This window comes from Candidatus Benthicola sp. (assembly GCF_058719085.1).
The window spans coordinates 15,345-29,649 of record NZ_JBZQEK010000028.1 but is presented as its reverse complement, the minus strand read 5'-3'; the positions used below and the strand labels follow the sequence as shown (position 1 = coordinate 29,649).

The 14,305-nt window shown below is 67.2% G+C and carries 14 protein-coding genes; 8 read left to right on the top strand and 6 right to left on the bottom strand.

The window, feature by feature from the left end; all coding sequences use genetic code 11:
* The first annotated feature begins 1 nt into the window (after position 1).
* From der to AC36XV_RS02320, 8 genes are all read left to right on the top strand, one after another.
* Positions 2–1,321, top strand: coding sequence for a ribosome biogenesis GTPase Der (der, locus tag AC36XV_RS02355; RefSeq protein ID WP_492202065.1), 1,320 nt, complete (start codon positions 2–4; stop codon positions 1,319–1,321).
* Between the two features lie 27 nt (positions 1,322–1,348).
* Entirely contained in the window at positions 1,349–1,972 is a 624-nt protein-coding gene (gene plsY, locus AC36XV_RS02350; protein ID WP_492202064.1) for a glycerol-3-phosphate 1-O-acyltransferase PlsY, read from the top strand.
* The gene (locus AC36XV_RS02345; RefSeq protein WP_492202063.1) at positions 1,969–2,991 is read left to right on the top strand and encodes an NAD(P)H-dependent glycerol-3-phosphate dehydrogenase; all 1,023 of its coding nucleotides are present in this window, start codon (positions 1,969–1,971) and stop codon (positions 2,989–2,991) included. The genes plsY and AC36XV_RS02345 overlap by 4 nt, the downstream gene beginning before the upstream one ends.
* A gap of 5 nt (positions 2,992–2,996) precedes the next feature.
* Positions 2,997–3,353 (top strand): MerR family transcriptional regulator, encoded by a 357-nt coding sequence (locus AC36XV_RS02340; RefSeq protein ID WP_492202062.1) that lies wholly within the window; start codon positions 2,997–2,999, stop codon positions 3,351–3,353.
* The gene (surE, locus tag AC36XV_RS02335; protein WP_492202061.1) at positions 3,350–4,144 is read left to right on the top strand and encodes a 5'/3'-nucleotidase SurE; all 795 of its coding nucleotides are present in this window, start codon (positions 3,350–3,352) and stop codon (positions 4,142–4,144) included. Before AC36XV_RS02340 ends, surE begins: the two co-directional genes overlap by 4 nt.
* Complete coding sequence (locus tag AC36XV_RS02330; RefSeq protein WP_492202060.1) at positions 4,126–4,782, top strand: protein-L-isoaspartate(D-aspartate) O-methyltransferase; 657 nt, start codon at positions 4,126–4,128, stop codon at positions 4,780–4,782. Before surE ends, AC36XV_RS02330 begins: the two co-directional genes overlap by 19 nt.
* Before the next feature lie 28 nt (positions 4,783–4,810).
* The gene (locus tag AC36XV_RS02325) at positions 4,811–5,482 is read left to right on the top strand and encodes a DedA family protein (RefSeq protein WP_492202059.1); all 672 of its coding nucleotides are present in this window, start codon (positions 4,811–4,813) and stop codon (positions 5,480–5,482) included.
* 204 nt (positions 5,483–5,686) lie between these two features.
* Entirely contained in the window at positions 5,687–6,550 is an 864-nt protein-coding gene (locus AC36XV_RS02320) for a YfgM family protein (protein ID WP_492202058.1), read from the top strand.
* 169 nt (positions 6,551–6,719) lie between these two features.
* On the opposite strand, the gene AC36XV_RS02315 is transcribed toward AC36XV_RS02320, so the two are convergent.
* Genes AC36XV_RS02315 through AC36XV_RS02290 form a run of 6 tightly spaced genes read right to left on the bottom strand, consistent with a single transcriptional unit; the run spans position 6,720 to position 14,294 of the window.
* Positions 6,720–7,478: a polyprenol monophosphomannose synthase gene (locus AC36XV_RS02315; RefSeq protein WP_492202057.1), complete on the bottom strand. Its 759-nt coding sequence runs from the start codon at positions 7,476–7,478 to the stop codon at positions 6,720–6,722.
* Positions 7,475–8,428, bottom strand: coding sequence for a hypothetical protein (locus AC36XV_RS02310; RefSeq protein WP_492202056.1), 954 nt, complete (start codon positions 8,426–8,428; stop codon positions 7,475–7,477). Before AC36XV_RS02310 ends, AC36XV_RS02315 begins: the two co-directional genes overlap by 4 nt.
* Positions 8,425–10,752 (bottom strand): YfhO family protein, encoded by a 2,328-nt coding sequence (locus AC36XV_RS02305; protein ID WP_492202055.1) that lies wholly within the window; start codon positions 10,750–10,752, stop codon positions 8,425–8,427. The genes AC36XV_RS02310 and AC36XV_RS02305 overlap by 4 nt, the downstream gene beginning before the upstream one ends.
* Positions 10,749–11,510, bottom strand: coding sequence for a class I SAM-dependent methyltransferase (locus AC36XV_RS02300; RefSeq protein WP_492202054.1), 762 nt, complete (start codon positions 11,508–11,510; stop codon positions 10,749–10,751). The genes AC36XV_RS02305 and AC36XV_RS02300 overlap by 4 nt, the downstream gene beginning before the upstream one ends.
* Entirely contained in the window at positions 11,497–12,714 is a 1,218-nt protein-coding gene (locus tag AC36XV_RS02295; protein ID WP_492202053.1) for a glycosyltransferase family 4 protein, read from the bottom strand. Before AC36XV_RS02295 ends, AC36XV_RS02300 begins: the two co-directional genes overlap by 14 nt.
* Positions 12,711–14,294: an ArnT family glycosyltransferase gene (locus tag AC36XV_RS02290; protein ID WP_492202052.1), complete on the bottom strand. Its 1,584-nt coding sequence runs from the start codon at positions 14,292–14,294 to the stop codon at positions 12,711–12,713. The genes AC36XV_RS02295 and AC36XV_RS02290 overlap by 4 nt, the downstream gene beginning before the upstream one ends.
* Positions 14,295–14,305: the final 11 nt, after the last annotated feature.

Here is a 14,305-nt window from a genome sequence, read left to right as displayed (position 1 = left end):
GGTGGCGATCGTCGGTCGCCCCAACGTGGGGAAGTCCACCCTGTTCAACCGGATCCTGGGCCGGCGGATCGCCATCGTGGCGGAACGGAGCGGGGTCACACGGGACCGACAGTTCGCCGAGGCGGATTGGGCGGGACGGGCCTTTCTCCTCGTGGACACCGGCGGCATCAGCGACGTCCCGGAGCGTCCGCTGGACCGGGAAGTCCGCGGTCAGGTAGTTGCAGCCATCGAGCGTGCCCACGTCATCGTTCTGGTGACGGACGGACGCACGGGACTGCACCCGGTGGACGAGCACGTGGCGGAGCTGCTGCGGCGTTCGGAGCGTCCCGTGGTGGTGGCCGTGAACAAGCTCGACGATCCGGCTTCCGCCATCGCCCAGCACGAGTTCCACGCCCTCGGCCTCGGCGAGCCCGTACCGGTTTCGGCATTGAGCGGAAAGGGCAGTGGGGATCTGCTGGATCGGATCGTGACGGCCCTTCCGGAACCGGGGCCTTCGGATTCAGGGGGCGTGGATCTGCGGCTGGCCGTGATCGGAAAGCCGAACGTGGGAAAGTCGAGCTTCGTGAACCGGCTTCTCGGCGAGGAACGGGTCCTGGTCCACGACGAGGCGGGGACCACGCGAGACGCGATCGACACGCACCTCGAGTACGAGGGCGAACGCGTGTGCCTGATCGACACGGCCGGCCTCAGGCGCCGATCCAGGGTGGACGATGACGTGGAGTTCTACAGTCGTCTGAGGGCGACCTCGGCCATCCAGCGGGCCGACGTCTGCCTTCTCGTCGTCGACTGTGCGGAGGGAGTCAGCAACCAGGACTTCCGGATCGGTGAGGAGGCGTGGGATGCGGGCAGAGGGCTCGTGCTGGTGGCGAACAAGTGGGACCTCATCGAGGAACGCGGACCGGATTCGATGGCGCGCTTCGAGAAGGCCCTCCGGGAGCGCGCTCACTATCTGCGCTGGGTTCCGATCGTCACCACCTCGGCCCTCTCGGGCAAGCGGGTGCAGAAGGTGCTCGAAATCGCGAAGCAGGTGCAGAAGGAACGGACCCGGAGGATCGCGACGTCCGAGGTGAACCGGGTCCTGCGCGGTCTGGTGGAACGCAAGCAGCCCCCGCAGGGCGGACGGGGCGATGTGAGGATATACTACGGTAGCCAGGTCGCTGTGGAACCGCCGACCTTCGTCGTGTGGTCGAATCGTCCTAAAGATCTCAAGGCTTCGTACAGGCGCTATGTCACGAACGGTTTCCGACAGGAGTGGGGGTTCCTCGGCGCACCGATCCGGCTCTCGGTACGGCAGCGTCGCGAGGGTGACCCCAGGTCGTGAGGTGAGGTTCGGTCGGCGGCAGCCCCGATGAGCGTCGCTCTACTGGCGATTGCCGCGTACCTGCTGGGCTCCATCCCGACCAGCTACCTGGTCGGACGCATGCACGGCCTGGACCTCCGGGACCATGGCAGCGGAAACCTCGGTGGAACCAACGCCTACCGTGTGATGGGTCTCAAGGCGGGCGGCCCGGTCGTTCTGGTCGACGTGCTGAAGGGATTCGTGCCCGCCTACTTCTTCCCGGCCTGGGACGGATCCCCAGTCGGCCAGCTCGCTCTGGTCTACGGTCTGGCAGCGATCGCCGGACACGTGTGGTCGATCTTCATGCGCTTCCGCGGGGGCAAGGGAGTGGCGACCGGCGCCGGCGTCCTCGTCGCCCTCGCTCCCACGTCGGCCCTGGTCGGCCTGCTGGTCTGGACCGGGCTGGTGGTCATCACTCGATACGTATCGGTCGCATCGATCGCGGCCGCCACGACGGTCCCCGTCGTGGCGTGGATGACGGATGAGAGAACCTCGACGGTGCTCTTCTGCGCGGCGATCGCCCTGTTCGTGTGGTGGACGCACAGGCAGAACCTTCGACGACTCGTGCGAGGCGAGGAGAATCGATTCGGAACGAGCCGGTCTCGTCCAGGCTCCGCAGGGGAGAGATCGTGAGCGACACGACCGAGCGGATCGCGGTGCTTGGAGCCGGGAGCTGGGGCACGGCACTCGCCAACGTCCTGGCCTACAACGACCACCGGACCTGTTTGTGGGCTTACGAGAGCTCCACGGCCGACGACATCATGTCGAGCCGACGCAACGCGAAGTACCTGCCGGGCATCGAGCTCGACCCGAAGCTGCATGCCACGGGTGACATGGAGGAGGCGCTCGAGGATGCCACGGTCATCGTTTCCGTCAGTCCGTCTCATGTCGTCCGACCGGTAATGGAACAGGCCCGACCGCTCATCGGCGAGCGGCGGCCCCTTCTCGTGAGCGCGTCCAAGGGGATCGAGATTCACACGGACCTCCGGATGAGCCAGGTGCTCGAAGAAGTCCTCGGGGCAGAGGTGGCCGGTCACTGCGTGGTCCTCTCGGGACCCAGCTTCGCGGTGGAGCTCGCCCGTCGGCTCCCCACTGCAGTCACCCTGGCATCCCGAGATGAGGCAAGCGCCCTGCGAGTCCAGAAGCTGTTTCAGAACGAGCACTTTCGGCTGTACACCCAGTCCGACCTGATCGGGACCGAACTCGGCGGCTCGTTGAAGAACGTGATCGCGCTGGCCGCCGGAATCAGCGACGGCCTCGGCCTGGGAACCAATGCGCGGGCGGCCCTGATGACTCGTGGACTCGCCGAGATCGGACGCCTCGCCGAACGGCTCGGTGGAGATGGGGCGACCCTCGCCGGACTGGCCGGCGTCGGCGACCTGATTCTCACCTGCACCGGAGACCTGAGCCGGAATCGCAGGGTCGGACTCGCCGTGGGGCGGGGAGAGAAGCTGGAAGACGTGCTGGCCGGAATGACGGCCGTGGCCGAGGGAGTCCGGACGACGGAGGCGGCCAGGGAACTGGCAGGAAGCCTCGGGGTGGAAATGCCCATCGTGGATGCCGTATACTCCATCCTTTACGAGAGCGTGGATCCGAGACGGGCCCTTGCCCGATTGATGTCCAGAGAACCCAAGCCCGAGCGCTGGAGCTGATGGCGGTGGACGACCGTATCGCCCCGAAGGAATACTACTCGATCGGCGAGGTATGCGAGATCACGGGTCTCAAGCCCCACGTGCTCCGCTACTGGGAAACCCAGTTCGCCGCTCTGAATCCATCCAAGAACCGGGCGGGCAATCGAGTATACCGGCGCAAGGAGATCAAGCTCGTTCACCTGCTCAGGCACCTGCTCTACGCCGAGAAGTACACCATCGAGGGAGCCCGACACAAGCTGGACCAGCTGCGCAAGGAGGGGAAGCTGGCGCGGGCTGCCCGGGTCGCATGGGATCGCGAGACGGTGCGCGACCTTCGGCGTGAGGCCGACGGCCTCATCGACCTCCTGAACATGGGCGAATGAGCGCGGACCGAGGACACAGCCAGCCCGCGTCCGTGGAACGTCCGACGATTCTCTGCACGAACGACGATGGCATCCATGCCGTCGGACTGAAGACCTTGATCCGGGTGGCGGCCGAGATCGGCGAGGTCCGAGTGGTCGCTCCGGACCGTGAGCAGAGCGCGACCAGTCATTCTCTGACCGTTCACCGACCGCTCCGGGCCACCCGCACACCCGAGGGACACCACGTCATCGATGGAACTCCGACGGACTGCGTGCTGATCGGAATCAACCAGTTGCTCGAGTCGCCTCCGGACTTCGTGCTGTCGGGCGTGAACCACGGTCCGAACATGGGGGAGGATGTCCTGTACTCGGGTACCGTGGCCGCGGCCATGGAGGGCACGATCCTCGGAATCCCGGCCATCGCGGTTTCTTACTCGAGCCGGGCTGCGGACCGGATACCTGCGTGGTCCTCGGTACTCACCGACCTGGTCGGACGGCTCGTGGCGAGAGAGGACTTCCCGCCGGAGACCTTCTTCAACGTCAACCTGCCCGACATCCCGCCCGAGGAGCTGAAGGGCATTCGGGTGACGACGCTGGGACGGCGGGTCTACTCGGATTCTCTGACCCGGCGCGAGGATCCGTCGGGTCGTGAGTACTACTGGATCGGCGGCGGCGTGTCGAGCTGGACGGGCCGGGACGACTCGGACTTCCGGGCGGTGCAGGCCGGGTATATCTCGGTCACCCCTCTCCACCTCGATCTGACCGACTACTCATTGATCAGCGACGTGCGATCGTGGATCCAGCGCGCGTAGACGCATCCTACCGGCGCGATCGGCGGCGGCTCATCGAGACGCTCCAGGCGGGTGGGGTCATGGACCTGGCCATCCTGCACGCCTTCGATGCCATCCCCCGGCACATGTTCGTTCCGGATGCCGTCCGACATCGGGCTTACGAAGACGTGGCCCTGCCGCTGGGCCACGGACAGACGATCTCGCGCCCCCGTGCACATGCCCTGCATCTCGAACTCGCCGGACTCAGTGGCGAGGAGCGCGTGTTGGAGATCGGGACGGGTTCCGGGTACCAGACCGCTCTGCTGAGCCAGCTGGCCGATCACGTGTACTCGATCGAGACCGTCGCGGAGCTGGCCGCGGCGGCCGCCGAGCGGCTCCGGGAACTCGGTCTACGCAACGTGACCCTGCGGACGGGCGACGGCAGTGCCGGATGGCCCGAGCACGCACCCTATGACGTGATCCTGTGCGGAGCCGCCGCACCCCGCATCCCCGAGCCTCTCGTCGAGCAGCTGGCTCGCTGCGGTCGACTCATCATTCCCGTTGGAGACGGTACGGAGCAGTCACTCGTTCGCCTCACACTGAACTCGGACGGCGAGCCCGAGGAAGAAGCGGTGGACAGCGCCCGTTTCGTCCCTCTCACGGGGCAGGAGGGGTGGTGATCGAGGCGGCGGAATCGAGGTGGGGCCGATGACCGAGGTCCTTCTCCACTACGTACAGATCGGCGCCGATCTCGGACGGACGTGGGGACCTCTCATCGTCCTCGTGCTGATGGCCGTCGAGAGCTCGTTCATCCCGTTTCCCTCGGAGATCGTGATGATCCCGGCCGGCTTCATGGCCGCCCGCAGCGAATTCGTTCCGGCTGACCCGGAGACGGCGCTCGCGGTAGCGATCGTGGCTGGAATCCTGGGTTCGCTCATCGGGGCGTTCATCAACTACGGACTGTCGCTACGTCTCGGCCGTCCCTTTCTCTATCGCTACGGCCGTTACTTCTTTCTCTCACCCGAGGCGCTGGATCGTGCGGAGGAGGTCTTCCGGCGGCACGGGGAGATCACCACCTTCGTGTGCAGGCTGATTCCGGCCGTTCGGCAGCTCATCTCCATACCGGCCGGCCTTTCCCGAATGCACTTCGGCCGGTTCTCGCTGTTCACCGGGCTCGGGGCGGGCATATGGGTGCTCATTCTGACCCTTGCGGGCTACGCGGTGGGGCAGGGGACCCGCGACATGGGCTACGAAGAGCTCGTCCACGCCGGTGAGGCCCTGGTTCGAGATCACGCCATCTGGATCCTCCTGGGACTCGGGATCATCGTGGCGGGGTACGTCTGGGCCCACCGACGAATCCTGCACGGCTCCTCACATTGACTGCGCTGCCGGGCTTACCCTACCTTCTTGTGCTCGGCACGGCCCACGGGCTTCGCTCGAGGCGGAATCGCGACGACCCGTATCTGACGTAATACACGAGGCACATGTCGCTATAGTACATACTGACAACAGTTTATCGGACCACATTACCGCCGGTCAGGCTGACCGATCCGGCGGTGGGATCAAAGGCGAAGCAGGCAAGTCATGGCGAAAAAGATAGCCCGCGAGAGGCGGCCTCAGCAGCTGGATACCGAAGACCACGTGACGGAGCGCATCATCGAGGCGGCCGCCTGGGCCGAAACTCACCGGCGAGCCGTGATCGCTGGCGGGATCGTGCTCTTTCTGGTGGTGGCCGCGGCGTTCTACTACCAGGATTACCGCAGCAAGCTGGTCGATCGCGCGTCCGTGCGGTTTCAGGAGTTGCAGATCAGCAGTCAGTCTGCGGATGAGGAGACGATACGCTCCGAACTCCGGATCTACATCGACCAGTACGCCAGCACCCCCTATGCGGACCAGGCGAGGGTCGCCCTCGCCGAGCTGGAGCTCCGTCGGGACAGCCTCGGGCTGGCCGTCCAGGCGCTCGAACCGGTTGCAGGCGAGGGGGCCTCGAATCCTCTCGGGTACACGGCCATGCGAATGATCGCCACCGCGTACGAGCAAGGCGGCGACCTCGAGCGAGCGAATCAGTGGTACGATCGGATCCGCTCGGATGCCCGGTTCGACTACCAGAGACAGCTCGCCATGGCTGAGCAGGCGAGGCTGCACACGACCGCCGGTCGGTACGCTCAGGCAGCGGGGCTGTACGAGCAACTCCTATCGGAAGTGGAAGACGATCCCGGCAGCTCGCGGATCTATGCGGTGCGGCTCGGTGAGGTGCGCCTCCTTCAACAGGAAGGGGCGCCACCGCCGGCCGGGTACGTCCCGACGGTCGAATCCACGGCGCCGCCGGGCGCCACGGGCGCCGGTGAGGCGTCAGAAGCGGGGCAAGCGACCCCCGATGAGGCCTCTCCACCCGAAGTTCCGGCGGAGTCCGGGGGGAGCGCACCCGAAGACGGAACCGAGCAGTAGAAGCCTGGAGGTCCCAGGGGAATGGTACCCCCGGCCGATGGCGCATAACATACATTATGTAAACTAGCGAACGGGTGTCTCTACCCGCTCCGGTTCCCTCCGGTCCAACTGTCTCCCCCGACACGAGCGAGGAACCGCGCGACCGAGAGACCGGACCTCGGCTCCCGTGTCAGAGCCGACCGAACCAGGCGGCGAATCGAAGAGCCCAGACCCGCCACACGGCCTCGCGAACGATCGGACCCGACATCTTGCTCTCTCCCTGGACCCGATCCACGAACACGATCGGAATCTCGCCGACCCGAAAGCCCTTCTTCCACGCCCGGAAGTCCATCTCGATCTGGAATGCGTACCCGGTCGAGCCCACCTTCGAGAAGTCGATCGCCTCCAGTACTTCACGTCGAAAGCACTTGAAGCCGGCGGTGGAATCCGAGAGCGGCAGCCCGGTCACGATTCGAGCGTACTTGTTCGCGAACCACGACAGGAGCAGTCGTGACATCGGCCAGTTGATCACGTTCACGCCGCGCACGTAGCGCGAACCGATCACCAGGTCCAGGTCCCGCTCGACCGCACCGAGCAGATCCGGCAGGTATTTCGGGTCGTGCGAGTGGTCGGAATCCATCTCGAGGAGGAAGTCGTACCCCCTCTCCAGCCCCCATCCGAAGCCCGCCAGGTAGGCGCTCCCGAGACCCTGCTTTCCCTCCCGATGGATCGCGTGCACGCGCGTGCTCTCCGCCGCCAGTCCGTCGGCCACGGCCCCGGTTCCGTCCGGAGATGCATCGTCCACGACGAGAACATCGATACGGGGGTCGGCGGCCAGCACCTCCGGAACGATGCTGGCGAGGTTCTCGGCCTCGTTGTACGTGGGCATCACCACCAGGGCCCTGCCCTTCCCGTCGCGCCCGATATCGCCTCGATCCGAAGCCGTCACGTCGTTTCCTCCCCGCTATGTGAGTCGGGCCACGCCATCGACAGGCCCAGCGCCCCGAGCTCGGTGCTCACGACCCAGAGACGGGCGATGATGGCGACGGTGGCCGCGACACCGAGCGCGAGTCCGCCGGTCTCCACCAGAAGAGCCGCCAGGGCCCCTTCGCGCACCACGAGGCCGCCGGGAGCGACCAGAACGACGTAGCCCGCGACGTAACTTGCGGCAAACACGCCTGTAAGTGTCGCAATTTCAGCTATTTGCCAGCTCACGCCGACGCCATGCATCAGCAGCATCAGGCCCACGCCATACCCTCCCCAGGCGACCAGCATACCGGCGGCGGCGCTCGCGATCCGGGTCGGTGCCATGCTCACCACGATCTCACCCTCGCCCGTCCAGCGTCCGATGCGGGCGGCCGCCCACTGAAGAACGCGGGGGTGCAGCCCGCCGATCAGCAACGCGCCGAGCACCAGGGCGCCGGGAACCCAGTCGCCCCCGGCCCCCAGCCACTGGACGCCCAGAGTAGCCACGGCGACCGCTCCGCCCGTGACCAGGACCACCACCTGGAACACGGCAGCCGAGACGAGTGCCGCCACGCCCGAGTCTCCGCGGCCCCTCATGTACACGGCGAGCCCGCCGAGTTGCCATACCTTGCCGGGGATATAGCGCCCGAAGTTCGTGACCAGCCACACTCTCATTGCAGTGATCAGGTCGGTCGACCCTCCGCTGCTTCGAAACAGGCCCGCCCACACGAGGCCCATCAGGATGAGGTTCGCCGTTCCCAACACGAGGGCCCCGATGAGCGGCCACGGTCGGAAGGTCCATGAAAAGTCTCGCGTGGAACGGAGGCCCGCGCTCAGGGAACTCGACTGACGACCCAGAAGCAACACGAGCGAAACGAGCGCCGCCAATACGAAGGCGGCGTACAGCAGGCGGCGCAGCGTCGCCCTGCTCACGACGCTCCCACGTCTTCCGGCGACTCACGTCCGGACGTCACCCGCCTCCAGCCGAGCGCCAGCCAGCCGAGCGCGAGCAGGGTCGTGAGACCCGAAAGCAGGAAGCCGGCGCGAAACTCCGACGGGGAATACCGCAGGGTCAACACGTGCGTGCCTTCGGGCACCACGACGCCCCGGAAGGCCGTGTTCACCCTGAGAACCTCGGCCGCCCCGTCGTCGATCGAGGCCTGCCAGGCCGGATAGTAGACTTCGCTCAAGAACAGGAGCCCACCCCGGGCGGCCTCTACATCGAGAACGATGCGATTCGGTTCGTAGGACCGGATCCGCGCCACGCCCTCACCCGCCGGTGGAGCCACTTCGCCGTCCACGACCGCCAGATCCGTGGGGTCGGTCGACAGCACCCGTCTGAGCGCCTCGGCGGTATCCGTCGTCGCCTCGACGCGGCGGGGAAAGAAGACGTGAGGTACCCGGGAGAGGACCCGGTACGCCGTGCCCCGGTCGCCCTCGGCTTCCGGAGAGAGAAGCTCGGCCTCCAGGCCCGGAGCCGCCACGATGAACTCGACGTCCAGCAGCCCGAGACCGGCACGCGTCCCGACGTTCTGCATGCCGAGGCCGCCGGTGAACCGCTCGTACCACTCGAGCCGGAACTTCTGGATCCCCGTGACGGTCGGAATCTCATGAACGCTGAGCTCGCTCGCTCCGTACCCGGACATGCCCGCCGGGGGAAACACGCGTTCGCCCGGCTCGAGAGTCGAGCCCAGGTGCTCGATGACCGGATCGGTCGGAAAGACGGCCCCTTGCTCCACCGTTCGGAGATATCGGGCGTCGACACGCCACCCGTCGGCGATCAGGAGCAGGAGAAGCGCCACGACCACCCATTCGGGACCGCGGCGCCTCGCCACGGCCCAGGCCGAGGCGAAAACGCCCCCGAATCCGGCGAGCACGAGCCACCCGTTGAGGCGCAGGGCCCCCGCGGCGGCGAGGGGAGCGGCGCGCGGCCAGTCGGCCGGGAACCAGGCCGTCCGGACCCACCGCATGAGACCCTCTGGCGAGAGAGCGGCCGCGAGGCCCAGCAGAAGGAGGGGGGAACCGAGGGCGAGCCACACGCCCCACGGAAGCTCACCCTCCCCACGACGCAGATCGAGGACCCTCTGCCAGCCGAGGCCGGCCAGCATGGCTACGGCGAGCGTCACCGGGGCAAGCATCATCGAGGGCGCCCGGAACTGACCGACGAAGGGAACGAGATGGTAGGCGATCCGGTGCACCGGGGTCGCCGCTCCGAGAGCGAACAGGGTGCCGAGGGCCGCGATCGCCGCCAGGAAGAGCACGCGGGTGTCCCTGCGAATCCCCGTCAGGGCCAACAACGCCAGTCCCACCGGTACCGCCCCCAGGTACTCCGTGTGCAGCTTGAAAGGGTTGCCTCCCCAGTACGTCTCCAGCGAGCCGATCAAATCAGGGAGCAGCAAGGCGGAAAGCTCCTGCGGAGGCAGGGCCCACGACGAGGCGAAGACGTATCCTGACTCGCTGGCGCCTCCGCGAACGGCCACGTCCAGGATGTGCAGGGTGGGAATGAGCTGCGCCGCCCCCACGAGGCCCGCGATCCCGAAGGCCAGAGCCCACAGCGTCGCCAGCCGCGAGCCCCTCCGCCATCCCTCCGATCGGGCGATCTGGACGACACGCATGAGCATCCACAGGGACAGACCCAGCGCCGAGTAGTACATGAGCTGGATGTGCGGAGTGAAGATCTGCAGGGCCACCACCAGTCCGAGCGCCACGAACCAGCGGGACCGCCCGCTGGAGAGCCCCCTCTCCAGCAACGCGAAGGCCAGCGGCATCAGGACCATAGCGAACATCCGGCCGTCGTGCCCCCCATACAGGGTCGAGACCACGAAGCCGGTGAGCATGAACGAGAAGCCCGCCACGACCGCCGGTGCCCGATCCAACCGAAGCGACCGGGCTGCCAGATAGGCGAACAGCCCCGACAGGAAGGTATGGAGCACGAAGGTCCAGCCGATGGCCCGGTACAGAGGCAGGACCAGATAGAGGAGCGTGCTCGGGTAGAACACGGGCCCCGGGAGGATCGCCAGATAAGGCTGCCCGCCGTACACGAAGGGATTCCAGAGGGGGAACCCCCGCCCGGACCGAATCTCCGAGATCCCGAACGAGCGCAGCTGGAAGCCCTCGTTGATCATGTCGTCCCCGTACATCATCACCGAGGGATCGAAGATGAAGTCGCGGTAGAAGACGACGACCACGAGCAGCGACGAAAGCAGGAATGCCCAGGTGACTCTGCGGTCGGACCCAATGCTCTTGTTGCCGCTCACGACGCCACCTTCCGCTCGTCTTCGGGCCGCGGCGGACGCTGCAGAAAGAAGAACCACTGGGGAGATCCGATCCTCAGCAGGCTGCGCCTGGCTGGCGCGGGCACCCGCCGAAAGGACTTCCAGCCCCGCTCCCATCCGCTTCCCCAGGTGTCGCCGATCAGGTCGTCGATGGCCTCTTCCGTCACGTCGCGGACGATGAATCCGGCCGCGCGCATGAGCCGTGTGAGAGCCCGGTACCCCAGGAATCGGACATCTTCGTACGAGGTCCCCCGGCCGCTTGCCCGCAGGTACGCTCCCGCGACGCCGGCGGGGAGCCAGCTCAGGAACGGAAGCCGGTAGTGCGGCTCCACGACCGCCCAGCGGCTGCCGGCCGTGACGTATGCGTGCCCACCCGGCTTCAGAACCCGGTAGGTCTCCTCGAAGAGCCGTCCCGCGTCGGGCACGTGCTCGTACAGGTGGTTCAGCATGGCAAAGTCGAGGCACTCCGAGGCGAACGGCATCTGGAGCACGTCCCCGCGGACCATCCGGGCGGCCTCGACAATGAAATCTCCATCGATTTCCAGTCCATAGATGGCGTTACCCGACTCGCCCTCGAGCGTCTTGCGAATGATGCCCGTCCCCGCCCCCAGATCCACCGCCACTGCGTCTCCGGTGAGATAGGGGCGGCACAGATGAGCGATCACCCGCGCCTTCCGGCGCCGACCGGCCCGGTATTCCTCCGTCGCGGTGAAGCGCTCGTACCGGTCAGGTCGCGCCACGACGCGCCTCCCGCGCCGACGCATACACGACCTTCGTATCGTCGAGGATCCGGTCCCACGAAAACCTCTCGGCCGTCTCCAGCCGGCCACGCCGGGCCACAAGCCGCGCTTCCTCCGGGGCCCCGGCGACCGCATGGATCTTCTTCGCGAGGACTTCCGCATCGCCGGGGTCGACCAGCCACCCGGTCTTCCCATCGGACACGATGTCGACGATGCCTCCCGCTCGCGAGGCGATCACCGGCCTCTCGTAGGCCATGGCCTCGAGCAGTACGACCCCCAGTCCCTCCGTATCACCCCGGGAGTCCACCACCGCGGGCAGCACGAACAGGTCACAGTCGCCGTAGGCCCGCGCCAGCTCGGAGGCGCTCACCGCGCCCCGGAGCTCGACGTGCTCGGTCACGCCCTCGAGCGCGGCGGTGCGCCGGATGTGACCCTCGCGGTTGCCCGTACCGATGATCACGAGTTCCGCCGGGCGCCAATGGCGCAGGCGCGCCAGCGCCCGTACCAGCACTTCCACTCCCTTGCGTTCGACCAGCCTGCCGACGAAGAGGATACGGACGGGAGCGGTCGGATCGCCGAACGGCACCCGCGCCGGTGCGGCACGGACCTCTGGAAGCACGGCGGCATAGGGCACGATCGTTACGTCCCGGTCGGCGATCCGAGTCACCGCCTCCGCCGTGGAACGCGAAATCGCGGTCACCGCATCGGCCGATCGGATCGTCCACGCGAGAAATGGGCGCAGCCAGCGCAATCCGTGATCGACCCAGCGGATCTCCACGCTGTAGAAGCTGCTCACCATGGCGGCGCCCGGGCCGGCTGCGTTCCGCATGGCGGCGCCGAAGAGCGCATGCGGCATCGGCCAGTGCACGTGCACCACGTCGACCCCTTCCCTGCCGAGGCGCCTGGCGGCATGCATCCCCCCCGCGAGATAGGCCGGTATGAGGGCGCCGTACGCCGGTCGGTCGCGAACCCGGTCAGGAACCGCCTGATCGTGTGTGAGCTTTTCGAGGAACCCGGGCGCATAGCGAAACCGGTAGACCGGCACACCGGAGGACTCCCGCCCCGGTCCCCCACGATACGCCGGAGCCATGACGACGGCATCCAGTCCCGCCTCCCTTTGCCGGCGCACGAGCTCCACCAGCCACGGGGTGATCGCGTCGTCGACGGTTCTCGGGAAGGCGGTCGTGATGTGTACGACCCTCACGGAGCGCTCCACAGGGCGGCTGTGCGCGGCATCGGCAGCATCCGAAGCAGGATGGTCCCTTCCTCCCCCCCCTCTGCGTGCACCACCTCGAAGCGATCCAGGTGAGCCGTGATGGCCGGAATGAGATACAGGCTCGTGGTTGCGCTCAGGCGATCCACCAGCACGTAGTCCGCCCCCATCGCATCCAGACCGGCGATCACGATCGCCGGGTCCGTCGAGTACGGATACACATCGCCCTGACGCCGCGAAAACAGAAAGAAGGTCGCCGGACTGCGATTCGCGATCACCGAGCCCGCGGGCGTGTTCTCGGCCGCCCAGCGACCCATCGCGTAGAACTCCCGATACTGGGGAAGGTCGCAGGGAGACCCGGCCCGATAGGAGGCCTGACAGTCGACTCGATCCGGTACCTGCAGGGCCATTCGGTGGAGAGACGCTGCCACGGGGGCACCCGCGAGGACGCATGCGACGGCCACCCCGGCCATCCGTGGAACCCGCGCGGCGATCGTCTGTCCCCCAAGGACGCCAAACACGATCAGGAGCGGTAGCACGGGTAACAGGAACCGCCGATCCGTCCACACGGACGGCCACAGGAGAATGAGGCCGACGTACAGGGCGAGCACCACGTGCGCCGGCCAGAGCCGCTCGGTGGCCGAGCGGAGATAGCCGACGAACGCTGCCGAGCTCAACACCACTCCGATCCCCGCCGTGAGCGCGACCGACCCCCGACGGGATGTGGCGAAGCCGAAGGACCCGGGAAGCTCGGAGCTTACGTATCGCCACAGGTTCCGGGCCGCCCGGATCGGAAAGTCCGCCAGCCCGATGGTGCCCGCTTCCGGCAGGTACGGGTTCTCCTGTATCAGCTGCTGCAGGTAGCCCGGCTGCATCGGCTGAGCCAGACGTTGATACAGCGCCCACCCGGCCACGCACACCACGAGGACGGCCAGGCCGGCGGCGATCCGCCGTCGATCCCTCGACAGCAGTGCCCAGACGGCCAGAGCGACGAGAAGCGCGATGCCTGCGGTCCGCGTAAAGAAGGCGGCCGCCGCGGCCGCGAGCGCCGCGGCTCCGATCTTTCCGCTCTTCAACGTGGCCGCGACGGTCGCGAGCACGAGGAAGGTGAACGCCGCCTCTGAGAGCACCCGATGCGAGAAGTCGAGAAACACCGGCGACACCGCCAGAAGCCCGGCGGCCACCATGGCCCCCCGGCGTCCCGTGAGCGGCTCCGCGATCCGGTACGTGAGTCCGACGCAGGCCGAAGTGAACGCCAGGGAGAGGAACTTGAAGAGCTGAAGACCGCCGAACCAGCCGGCGACCGCCAGAATCGCCGGGTATCCGGGTGGGAACTTCGCGTGCAGGGGTGAACCCGGGAGCTGGATGTCCCGGAACCCGGCACCGCTGCGGAGCGCCTCGCCCAGGACCATGTAGTGCCCTGCATCGGCCCCGGGGAACAGGGTCGGTTCGAACACCAGAAGCGCCAGAAGCACGTGGAGCCCCACGAGCAGCGCCGGCGCGGTCAAGGTCCGGACCGAACCCGGGTCCGCTCCGGGATTCCCCGTCCGCTTCGGCTCTCCCTCCGTCATCGACGGCCCCG